The sequence below is a fragment of the Shewanella glacialipiscicola genome (assembly GCF_023283485.1).
GTDB lineage: Bacteria > Pseudomonadota > Gammaproteobacteria > Enterobacterales > Shewanellaceae > Shewanella > Shewanella glacialipiscicola.
In genome coordinates, this window is record NZ_JAKILU010000024.1 from 1 (window position 1) to 11,794 (window position 11,794).

Annotated in this window: 8 protein-coding genes; 3 read left to right on the top strand and 5 right to left on the bottom strand. The window is 46.2% G+C overall.

Annotation, left to right across the window (positions count from 1 at the left end):
- Window positions 1–144: 144 nt before the first annotated feature.
- Both fumC and L2717_RS15050 read right to left on the bottom strand, forming a co-directional pair.
- On the bottom strand, window positions 145–1,548 hold the full coding sequence (gene fumC / locus L2717_RS15045; protein WP_220773391.1) for a class II fumarate hydratase: 1,404 nt from the start codon (window positions 1,546–1,548) through the stop codon (window positions 145–147).
- 211 nt (window positions 1,549–1,759) lie between these two features.
- On the bottom strand, window positions 1,760–1,999 hold the full coding sequence (locus L2717_RS15050) for an alternative ribosome-rescue factor A (protein WP_220773390.1): 240 nt from the start codon (window positions 1,997–1,999) through the stop codon (window positions 1,760–1,762).
- Between the two features lie 243 nt (window positions 2,000–2,242).
- On the opposite strand from L2717_RS15050, the gene L2717_RS15055 reads away from it, so the two are divergent.
- Window positions 2,243–4,366 (top strand): TonB-dependent receptor, encoded by a 2,124-nt coding sequence (locus L2717_RS15055; RefSeq protein ID WP_246611751.1) that lies wholly within the window; start codon window positions 2,243–2,245, stop codon window positions 4,364–4,366.
- A gap of 134 nt (window positions 4,367–4,500) precedes the next feature.
- Here the strand turns inward: L2717_RS15055 and pmbA are convergent, their stop codons facing one another.
- Window positions 4,501–5,844 (bottom strand): metalloprotease PmbA, encoded by a 1,344-nt coding sequence (gene pmbA / locus L2717_RS15060; protein WP_220773388.1) that lies wholly within the window; start codon window positions 5,842–5,844, stop codon window positions 4,501–4,503.
- 230 nt (window positions 5,845–6,074) lie between these two features.
- Between pmbA and yjgA the strand changes: the two genes are divergently transcribed.
- Together yjgA and L2717_RS15070 are read left to right on the top strand one after the other, a co-directional pair.
- Window positions 6,075–6,611, top strand: a complete 537-nt coding sequence (gene yjgA, locus L2717_RS15065) for a ribosome biogenesis factor YjgA (protein WP_107881467.1) — start codon at window positions 6,075–6,077, stop codon at window positions 6,609–6,611.
- Between the two features lie 28 nt (window positions 6,612–6,639).
- Window positions 6,640–9,171 carry an Ig-like domain-containing protein gene (locus L2717_RS15070; protein ID WP_220773387.1) on the top strand — a complete coding sequence of 844 codons (2,532 nt, stop codon included), beginning with the start codon at window positions 6,640–6,642 and terminating at the stop codon, window positions 9,169–9,171.
- A 217-nt stretch (window positions 9,172–9,388) separates the two neighbouring features.
- On the opposite strand, the gene L2717_RS15075 is transcribed toward L2717_RS15070, so the two are convergent.
- On the bottom strand, window positions 9,389–10,537 hold the full coding sequence (locus tag L2717_RS15075) for an ABC transporter permease (protein WP_220773386.1): 1,149 nt from the start codon (window positions 10,535–10,537) through the stop codon (window positions 9,389–9,391).
- 1 nt (window position 10,538) lies between these two features.
- Entirely contained in the window at window positions 10,539–11,765 is a 1,227-nt protein-coding gene (locus tag L2717_RS15080; protein WP_246611752.1) for an ABC transporter permease, read from the bottom strand.
- Window positions 11,766–11,794: the final 29 nt, after the last annotated feature.

Genomic DNA, 11,794 nt, shown 5'->3' on the forward strand with positions numbered 1-11,794 from the left:
CTTTTCTCTGATTTAACTAGGGCTAGGATATTGGGCTTGTTCATACTTTGTAAGGTTAGAAAGTGACGACTTATTAGATCATATAATTAAAATAATTGGTATTAAACCCTATGATTTGATGCCTGAGATTTGAAGTATTAGACATCAAGCATCTGGCCCTAGCATTTTATTCGCATCGACCCAAAGCGTGAACTCTTCTGCGGTCACCAACTCAAGCTCTAATGCCGCTTGGCGCAATGTTTTGTTCTCAACATGGGCTTTTTTGGCTATCTTAGCGGCTTTTTCATAACCAATGTGTTGATTGAGCGCCGTAACTAACATCAGCGAGTTTTCCACATGCTGAGCAATCTGCGGCTCATTCGCCACTATGCCGACCACGCAATGTTCATTAAACGACTGACAGGCATCGCCCAATAGGCGCCCAGATTGCAGCACATTAGCAATAATCATCGGCTTAAACACGTTAAGCTCAAACTGACCATTACTGCCGCCAATACCGACGGCAACGTCGTTACCCATAATTTGCGCGCACACCATAGTCATCGCCTCGACCTGAGTCGGGTTGACTTTGCCCGGCATAATAGACGAACCCGGTTCATTTTCAGGCAGTAATAACTCACCGATGCCGCAGCGCGGACCAGAACCTAACAGCCTAATATCATTTGCAATTTTCATTAAACTGACTGCAGCGACTTTATAGGCCGCCGACAGCGCAACTAATTCATCGTGGGCGGCAAGCGCGGCAAACTTATTTGGCGCAGTCACTAACGGCAAACCTGTGAGTTTTGCGATATTGCCAGCGACCTTAACCGCGTAATCCTTATGCGTGTTAAGCCCAGTACCCACAGCAGTCGCGCCTAAAGCTAATTCAGCCACGCGTTTGAGACTGTGCTCAATACCGGCAATGCCATGGCTTAACTGCGCCGCATAACCCGAAAACTCTTGGCCTAAGGTTAACGGTGTTGCATCCATAAAATGTGTACGGCCGATTTTAACGATAGATGCAAACTCATCAGCCTTATCCTGCAAGCTCTGCTGCAATAACGTCATGCAAGGCAAAACAAGTTCAACGGCTTGGCGATAAGCTGCAATATGCATAGCAGTAGGAAAAGTATCATTAGAGGATTGTGAGCGGTTAACATCGTCATTGGGGTGTAAGTATTTGACCGCATCGCTGAGTTGCCCGCCGCTGAGCACATGGCCGCGATAGGCAATCACTTCATTGACGTTCATATTGGTTTGCGTGCCGGAGCCCGTTTGCCAAATCACTAAGGGAAATTGTGTATCCAGCTCACCAGCAATTAACTCATCACACACTTTAGCAATTAATTGCGCTTTATCCGCAGTTAAGGTGCCCAACTGTTGATTAGTGATAGCGGCGGCTTTTTTCAAGTAACCAAACGCATGGATTACTTCAATCGGCATAGATGCGCTAGCACCAATACGAAAATGCTGCCGCGAACGCTCGGTCTGCGCGCCCCAGTAGCAATCTGCAGGGACTTTTACCTCGCCCATAGTGTCGTGCTCGATTCGATATTGCGCTGACATGCATCTCTCCTTTACGAAAAACCTCTGTGATTAACCATACTCGCTCAAGGCAAAAGTACCAGTTCATTCCAAACTAATGAGTCCAAAGAAAGACGACTATCAAGCATAAGGCTGATTTAAGTGTAAAGACGGAAGTTAAGATTGGCGAAATAGCATAAACGGGCAGAATTAGCGGGGTATAGAACAATGAGTTAAACCGATAAAAAACAGACTAACAAAAACTCAAACCTAGAAAGTCAAAAGGGGCATCGCCCTTGTGCTGATGCCCCTTTCGGTTACTCATTTTAAATGCCTTGTCTTTACGGTCGTATGACCCTTTGCCCTTTTTCGCTCTCTCGGCTCGAGTCCGAAACAGAGGGCTAGTCACCAATGCTTTTAAGGCATTGTCGGCAATTTTGCCTCGTCCACTATCGTGTTCTATGGCCACGACCACCGTATTTTGCTTGTTCATTGCACCTCCAAAGATGACGTAGAACGGTTGAAATAATAAGCCACTTGGTTAACTAGGCCACTATAGCCCAATATGGGGATATGTATAGAGCCCCAACCCCCAACCTAAAAATATCGTACGCGACTTAACATTCCCGCCATCGTTCCCCTTGATGCTATCTCTGCGACAATATGTCGCACCTACAATCCTAAGGGGTTGATTATAATGCCGTACAATGAATCCTAATCAATGAAAGGTCATCACATGGCTGTATATTTCTCGCGTTTATCCCATCCCTTTAAAACGTCAATACTGTATTCATCTGTCGCGATGGCGATGGGGTTAGTATCTATGCCGCACGCGATGGCTGACGCTAGCGAATTAGCTAATATTGAACGCTTAACAGTCCATGGCCAAACGATCGCAAACCGTAATGCACTAGGTTCAGCTGAAAATTTACTCAAAGGACAAGGGGTAGATTTCTCTGAAGCGGGAGGTGTATCAGCCTTGCCTATTCTCAATGGCATGATGGGCGATCGTATCAAAGTGCTCGTTGATGGCGCAGACATCACCGCTTCTTGTGCAAACCAAATGAATCCACCGCTTTCTTATATCTCAGCCAATCAAATCACCACAGCGGAAGTGATTGCGGGCGTATCACCCGTTAGTGCCGGTGGCGACAATATTGCAGGCGTGATTAAGGTTAGTAGCCTGAATCCTAAGTTTGGTGAAAGCGAGACGATTAAGTGGAATAGCGGCGATATTTCAACAGGATATCGCAGCGTGAGTGACGCCTTGTTACTCGGTGCCCAAGCGACAGTGGCCAGCAAAAATGTCAGCCTTAGTTACCAAGGCGCCTATGAAGATGCCAACAGTTATAAAGATGGCAATGGCGACAAAGTGTTAGACACGCTGTACCGCGCCCAAAACCATGCGCTGACCGCAGCATGGCGTGATGATACGCAAGAGTTAGCCATCAAACTGACACACCAATATATTCCATTTCAAGGTTTTCCGAACCAATACATGGATATGACAGATAATAAGAGTTACGGTGCCCTCGCCCGCTATCAACTCAAACTCGACGATGACGGTGAGTTCAGTGCCCAATTCAACTGGCATGGTGTGAAGCACGAAATGGGCTTTTTCACCCCAGAAAAAATCGGCAAAATGCCAATGAACACTGAGGGTGACGACTACAGCTATCAATTGCACTGGCGCTTGCCAATGGGCGATAACAGCACGTTATTAGTCGGCCAAGAATTCTATCTTTATCAACTGAATGATGTTTGGCCTGCGGTGCCGGGCACTATGATGGCGCCTAATGACTATATCAATATCAACGATGGTGAACGCCGCCGCGCTGCTGTTTATGGCGAATGGCAGCAAGATATGAGTGCAAACTGGTGGTTATCGGCGGGCATTCGCTACGAGTATGTCACCACCAACACCGGAGAGGTCCAAGCCTATAGCCAAACGCCGATGATGGGCATGCCTAATATGGATGCCGCAGCGGCGCGGGCCTTTAATGCGATGGACAGAAAACGTGATGACAATCTTATTGATGCCACCTTGCTGGCCCGCTACCCATTATCGACTAATCAACAACTCGAGTTCGGCTTAGCTCGTAAAAATCGTACACCCAATTTGTACGAACGCTACAGTTGGGGTCTTGGTGCTATGGCGACCAAGATGATCGGTTGGTATGGCGATGGTAATGGTTATGTTGGTAATGCAGATCTTAAGCCTGAAACAGCCCATACACTAAGCGCGGCCTATAAATATAATGGCGATCGTTGGCAAGCCTCTACCACGGCTTGGTATACCGCCGTCACCGATTATGTTGATGCAGAAGTGATCGGCAGCTTTAATAGCAATACACCAACAGATAAACGTAATCTGCTTAAGTTTACCAACCTCGATGCCAATCTTTATGGCGCTAAGTTCAACGCACTTTATCTATTTGCTGAAACGAGCGGCGGCAAATGGCAAGTTGCAGGCAACGTAAATGTGACCCGCGGTGAACGAGATAAAGGCAATGAGCCTTTATACCAAATAAAACCCTTGCAAACTGAGCTGGCACTGCAACATCAGTTAGGTCAATGGGAAAACCGCCTTTCATGGCAATGGGTGGCGAATAAAGATCGTATCGATGACCGCCGCCTCGAAAATGAAACCGACAGCTACTCATTGATTAATTTGAGCAGCAGTATGAAATGGCAAGATTTTAGCGTCAGCTTCGCGGTCAATAACCTGTTCAACAGCGACTATGAGTTACCACTGGGCGGTGTCAGCATTGCCGAGTTTAAGGTGGATAACAGCAATGGCTTTAACCAAATTGCAGGGGCTGGCCGCTCATTCGAGCTCAGCGCAAGCTATGCGTTTTAAGCTAAATAATTAATCCTTAAGCCACAAAAAAGGGCAAGCAGATGAAATAACTCGTCGCTTGCCCTTTTTTATGCGCTAAACGCATTCACAATCAGTCGCTAAAATTAGCTAAACGCTATCTAAAACAATACCCATTAGTTACCCGCGATTTTCATCTCAGATAACAAAATACCACCGGTACGAATCGATGAGCGCAGATCAAAATCCTTACTCACGGCTTGCACACCGCGGAACATCTCTTTCAAGTTGCCCGCTATGGTGATCTCTTCAACTGGATATTGGATCTCACCATTTTCGACGTAAAAACCTGCAGCGCCGCGAGAATAATCGCCCGTCACCATATTAACGCCTTGGCCCATAACTTCGGTCACAATCAAGCCTGTGCCCATGTTTTTTACCAATTCGTCAAAGGTTTGGCCCGTGTGAGCGAGTGTCCAGTTATAGATCCCACCCGCATGGCCTGTATTAGTTAAACCTAACTTACGCGCCGAATAGCTAGTCAGCAAATAGGTTTCTAACATACCACGGTCGATAATACGTCTGTCTTGAGTTGCCACGCCTTCGCTATCGTAGTTCGCACTCGCTAGAGCACCGAGTAAATGCGGTTGTTCTTCGATATTAAACCAATCGGGGAATATTTGAGTATTAATAGAGTCCAGTAAGAAACTGGATTTACGATAAATACTGCCGCCACTGATCGCGCCGATAAAGTGGCCGATTAAGCCTGTTGCAATATCTGGAGCTAATAAAATCGGTAAGCGAGTTGTGGCGATTTTACGGGCGCCAAGACGACTGACGGTTTTCTCGGCGGTTTTTAAGCCTACGGTTTCAGGTGCAAGCATCTCGCTGAATTTACGGGCGATAGTGTAATCGTAATCCCGCTGCATATTGCCGTCGCTGTCCTCACCAATAACGCTACAGCTCAAACTATAACGCGAGCTGCAATAGCCGTTCAAAAAACCATGGCTGTTACCGTACACTTTAACCGACGTATGGGCATTGGCGCTGGCGCCGTCAGAATTATTGATGCGCGGATCGGCATCAAGCGCCGCGGTTTCGGCGCGAATAGCCAGTTGCGCTAACTCATCGGGGGAAATATCTTCTGGATAATACAGCTGCAGATCGCGGATCTTCGTTGCCATTAATGCTTTATCGGCAAGACCACTGAAAGGATCGGAAGAAGTGTAGCGGGCAATATCATCGGCCGCTTTTACCGCTAAGGCAATCGCCTCAGGGCTCAAATCTGACGTCGATGAGCTGCCTTTGCAACCATCGCGGTAAACCGTAATCCCTAATGCACCATCTTTATTAAATTCAACGGTTTCGATTTCTTTTAAACGGGTAGAAACCGACAAACCTTGCTGTTTACTGATCGCCACTTCGGCAGCGTTCGTTCCTAATTTATTGGCATATTCCAGCGCCACGGCCACCGCATCTTTCAGCGCGCCTAATTCACTATCGATTCGATTTAAAGACACAAAGCTACTCTTTCGTTGTCGGCAATGGTCGTAGCATAACAAACACAAATCCCATTCACATTAATTATTCGTGCTAACCCGCAGCCAATAAGGTGACTGCGCTGAAAATAGCTAAAAATGCAGCCTCTAGTAGAAAACGGGTGGCAATCTCGGAATCAGCACATTCACCTAGGCGATTTTTAGCTGGGGATGTTATTATTAGCCAGTATATTACTTGAGGTTTTATCTATATGAAGATTGTTGGTGATTCAGAACATTTTAAACAGCCCTACGACATCGATGAAGATTATGTCAGCAGCAAAACAACGGACAAGCGTGATAGCGAAGCCGTGCAAAAAGTCGGTATGGAGCTTGTTTCACTGAGCAAGACTCAGCTAGATAAAATCGAGCTGGATGAGTTTTTGTACGACGCTATCCTTCAAACACGCAAAATCAAAGTCAATACTGAGGCTTATCGTCGCCACATGCAGTATATCGGCAAGTTGATGCGTAATTTTGATATCGAGCCAATCAAAGCCTCTTTAGCAATCGTGTTGAATAAAAACAACAACGAAACCGCTAAATTGCAGATGTTCGAGAAAATGCGTGAACGCTTACTGACTCAAGGTGACGAAGAAATTCAAACCGTAGTCGAGCATTATCCGCAATTAGACCGACAAAAATTGCGTACTTTGGTGCGTCAAGCCACCAAGGAACTCGCTAAAGGCACCGATTCAAAATCATCTAAAGAGCTGTTTAAATACCTACGCAGCGAAATTCAAGACTAATTAACTTCAGCTCACAAGGATGTTGCTTATGCGACTTAGCAAAACGTTATGTAGCCTAGCTTTGCTTTTTATTGGACTATTTGGACTTGGGGCCTGTAATGGCCCTGCGGACGAAGATAACGGTGGCACAGATGCCACTGACGGTATCTATAAACTGTCTATCGACTTTCAGACCTTAACAGGTACTGAATGCGCTAGTTTTACGTCACGCCAAAGCTTCCCTAAAGACACAGGTTTTTGCGCCGTCGCGAAGTTAAAAAAAGGCTCAGCCACCGTCAGTAATCAGAAAGTCGACTTTACGGCAGACCTTGGTGCATTAACACCGAGTAGCAAACTAACAGATAGTAACGGTGAAGCCATTATTATCATTAGTAATCCTGATTTACTTGTCAATGCTGGGATAATTACTGCAACGACAACTCCAAATGATTCCACAACGGCGCTAACAGCTACACGTAATTTTGAGTTTTTAACTACTGCTGATGGCACCTCTCCAATTCCAGCAACACCTAAACTCAGCGCCAGTATTTTAAACAACTCAGCTTTAGTGACTCGTTTTAAAGTCGACGAGTCAGTGCAACTGCAAGCCATATTGCTCGATAGCGCAAGTAACGGCATCGACGGCGTTAAAGTCACGTTTACTGCAGGTTCAGCAGCGCTTAATCCAGCAAGTACATTGACCGACACCCAAGGCATTGCGCAGGTGACCTACACGCCAAGTGCAACTGAATTAGGGGCAAACACCTTAACGGTAACCGCTGACTATCAAGGTCAATCACTGCAAACCAGCAGTTTATATGAAGTGTTGAGTAAAGATGCGGTCAATCAAGAAGGCACGCTGAAACTCGGCTCGTTCAATGGCACAGTATTCAATGAAAACACCTTGGCAAGCACCTTAACAGCCGATACGAATGGCACTTACAAGGTCAGCGCCGGAGGCAGTTTTGGCGTGAACGCAAGTTTAGTGTTAGTGGCTAATGATGGGACAATTACTCGAGTGCAATCCCCTTCTTCAATCAGCTTTAGCTCTGATTGCACCAGCAATAATAGTGCGACACTTGATACGCCAGTGACCACCTTATCGGGTAATGCCAGTTCAACTTTCCAAGACACAAAATGTAGTGGTAATAGCGAGCGTAGCGACCAAATTATCGCCACAACTGTGGCAGGCAATCAAACGCTCACGGCGAGTTTCCCGTTTACCTTGCAACGCCAAACGCTTGCTAGCTTAAGTTTTGAATCCGCTGAGCCTAAGCAAATTCGTATCAGAGGTGCGGGCGGCACAGGTTCAAACGAATCCTCTTTAGTCAGCTTTAAAGTCACCAGTGCTAATGGACAACCTGCAGCGCAACAAAAGGTGAGTTTTGAACTTGATACCGTGGTTGGCGGTTTAAGTTTTGCTAATGGCACCGCTAATGCACAAGGTCAAACGAACTCCCAAGGCATCACAAGTGTGCGCGTGTTATCGGGCACAGTGCCCACACCTGTGCGCGTGGTCGCCACTGCCGTTGATGCCGATACTAAAGAGGTTATCACTAGCCAATCAGAGCAACTTACAATCAATACTGGCTTACCGCAACAGCTTGGATTTAGTCTATCGACCAGTAATCCAAACCCTGAGGCGGGGAGTATTGACGGAGAAAAAGTCACAGTTACAGCCAGACTTTCCGATAGTTTCGGTAACCCAGCGCCAAATGATACCACCGTCAACTTCACGACTGAAGGTGGCCAAATAGAGCCTAGCTGCTTAACCCTAGATGGTGCCTGTAGCGTAAATTGGACATCATCTAACCCTCGAGTCGCAGATCACCGCATAACTGTTTTAGCCTATGCTCTAGGTCACGAAACCTTCTTCGATACTAACGGTAATAACCAATTTGATGCCGCCGATGGTAGTGCAGTCATAAAGGCTTGTTTACAAGATGGCACACCAGTTAGCTGTAGCGGCAACGGCTTAGATGTTGAAACGTTCCACAGTTCGGGCTTTAGCGATTTACCAACCGCCTTTAGGGATGATAACGAAAACTTTGCCTACGACCTAGGTGAACCATATTTTGATAATCTTGCTGCCGTCACTTATTCCGGCGCCGATGGTCTTTTTAATGGCCCCCAATGTGTGAAAAATTTATGTGGTTTAAATCAAGCCAATAAAACCTATGTACGCAAAGCTGTGGTCATGGTCATGTCGGGCTCAAAGGCATACTTCACTCTCTGGCAAGATGGCGTGAAAGTATATGAAGACCGTAAAGGGCAAAATATTCTGAATAATCTCAGCGCAATTAAACCTATTAACGCCGGAGTAAGTGGTAAATTCACCGTTCAATTTTATGATGATGCCGATCAAATTATGCCATCAGCAACCACCCTTGGCGTAACAGTAACGGAAGGTAAGCTCGTCTATAACCCATTTACAGTGAGCAAAACCAATAAAGCCGATGCAGCTACCACGAGTTTCTCACTTGAAAAAAATGCACTGACAATTAATAGCCAAGTATTGATCACGGTTAAAACACCTAGTGGTAACACATCTGAGTTAAAATTTGACGTCAGCTTGCTATAGCAAGATGCCTTGTCTCTTAAGAAAATACCCGCTCAAGCGGGTATTTTTTTGGAAAATGAGTTCAGTTTGTTGATCAATACTCTTATCAGCCTGCTGAACTAGTGCGCTATGAATTAGTGCGCTAGAAAGCCGCGACCAAGTGAGCAGAGGTTGAGTTGATATCAATAGATATGCTGCGTGTTACTGGCAAGATAGTGCTTATCAATGGCTCCAAACACTAACCCACTTGCGCTTTTAATAACCTAACTCTGCGTTTAACCCCCAAAATAGCTAAACCAAAAAAGACGGCAAATAAGCCCCAGAGTTGTAGCCATTTTGGCATCACACTCGCCCAGCTGGCGCCCATTTGATTGAGTTCTAGCATGCCCATAATCGCGGGTACGGCGGGAATAAACTGCGAACCTAACACTAGCGGTTCAGGGATCAATGCCAGCGGCCAAACAAAACCAGATACAAATAGGATAGGCATAGAAATCAACAACAATACTTGGGTCGGTAAATCACGGCGGGTGAATAAGCTGCTCATCGCGATACCTGCAGCGGCGGTCGCCAGTAAAAATGGCAATAGCCACAGCGCAACTAAACCAAGACTGGCTTGAATACTCACGTTATACCAGTGGTAACAGTAACCGACATAAAAACTAGTAAAAAACATATAAATCAACATGAAGGCGAGTATTCGACCACCTATCAACTGTACGGGTGATACCTGCTGCCAATAGCCCCTTTGACGCCATTGTCCTGCCCCCAAAATACCTGTGCCTATCAGTAAGGTTTGATGCAAAATCAGCAAAAACAGCCCAGGCACTACATAGGGTGTATAACCTAAACTAGGATTAAAGGCGGGCACACTATTAAGGTGAATCGAATTTAAGCTTTGCTGTGCTTGCTTAGGATTTTGCCCCTGAGCCAACATACCAATTAACTGTACTTGCTTGCCCGCATCCATCCCCGCACTCACTAAACCTTCAGCAACCGCAGAATAAATCAAGAAGTAGCTAGCATCGCCGCCATAACTTAAAGTTACGCCTTTACCCAGCAGCAAGTCGCGGCGAAACCCTTCTGGGATCACCAATAAACCGTGGGCTTTACGCGTCTGGATATAACGCTTTGCTTCGGCGATTGAACCAACTTGACCTATCACTTGGATTTTTGCGCTGGCATCGGCATGGCGGATCAACTGACGGCTTAAGGAAGAATGATCTAAATCCACCACGATCAGTTGTTGTTCGGTCGGTACTTGGTGCAAATAAGGTAACGGATATAACACCGAATAAAACAGTACGCCGCCAAATAAGGTTACCGCAATGGCTTTATCGCTAATGATAGCTTTAAGTTCAGTCATTATCAGTTGCCACATATTCATCCTATTGCCCCTTTGCTGGCTGAGTTGCATCAGAGTCATATGCGGTTACCGCGCTAGTAGCGTTAACTGTAATAGGCAGTAATTTACGTGATAGAAAATAAATCACCGGCAACAGGCAGAGAAAGCCCCAATAGCTACAGAGCTGGCTCACCACGCTCGGTAATGCAGCGCCATAACTGACAACGCTCACATGGGACTCAATATAATGACTCGATGGCATGATAAGTCGCCACCACTGGGCTAATTGTGGCATTTCATGGGTGGGAAACGTGATCCCCATAAAGGCAAAGGCCGGTGCAAATAACGCCGTGCAAAAGCTAATCACCCGTGCACTGTCGCGCATCACCACAAATACCAACAGCACTAAACTCCATACCGCTAGCAACATCACTGATTGCGCTAACAGTAGTGAGGCTAAACTGCCTGCAACTGGCAATCCGAGATACAGATACAGCCACACTAAGATAAAGCCGCCTTGCAGCATTAATATCGGCGTAAATAACACCATTTTCGCCAGCACTTTAGGCCAAAAAGCCACGGTCAGCACATTCGATACATCATGATAAGTATCAGAATCGATATTCATTGGGTTTAAGTGCAACTCTCGATTTAAGCTGTTAGCCATCACTAACATCGATAATAGCTGCCACAGCGCCACCAGCACTGGCGGCACTAAAAAGCCAATGTAATTATTATTTCGGTTAAACAGCGCCGTAGTTTGACTTTTGACTGGACTTAAATTGACCGCCACTTGGGATTTTGGCGTCCCGCTAGCCAACTGCTTTAAGCCCGCAACATGCAATAAGCCTTCGCCAAGGCTCAGCTGAATTTGGCTTGAGAGTAACTTACCCACCAGTAAAAACTGACTGTTATAGCGCACATCTATCGTAGGTTTATGACCCGTGAGTAAATCTTTTTTCATATCATAGGGAAAAACCACAATCGCGTAGACTTTTGCCTGCTTCATGGCCGTTACAGCCGCAGTGAGATCGGTAAAGTTTTGTGGCTCAGTCACAGGATTAGCCTTCAGCTGACGGGTCAGCATACGGCTCAGTTGACTATGATCTTGATCGACAATCGCCACCGGCAGCTGCCTTGGCAAACCAGCACTGAATAACCACCACAGGCAAAAAATCCCTAGCAGCGGAATATAACTGACTAAAGCTAATTGCCAAGGGTCATGCCACAGGGCGCGCAGCTCACGGCGCACAAGCGCGATAAAACTAATGCGCGAGGGTGACTGCTTACTATTGTCCA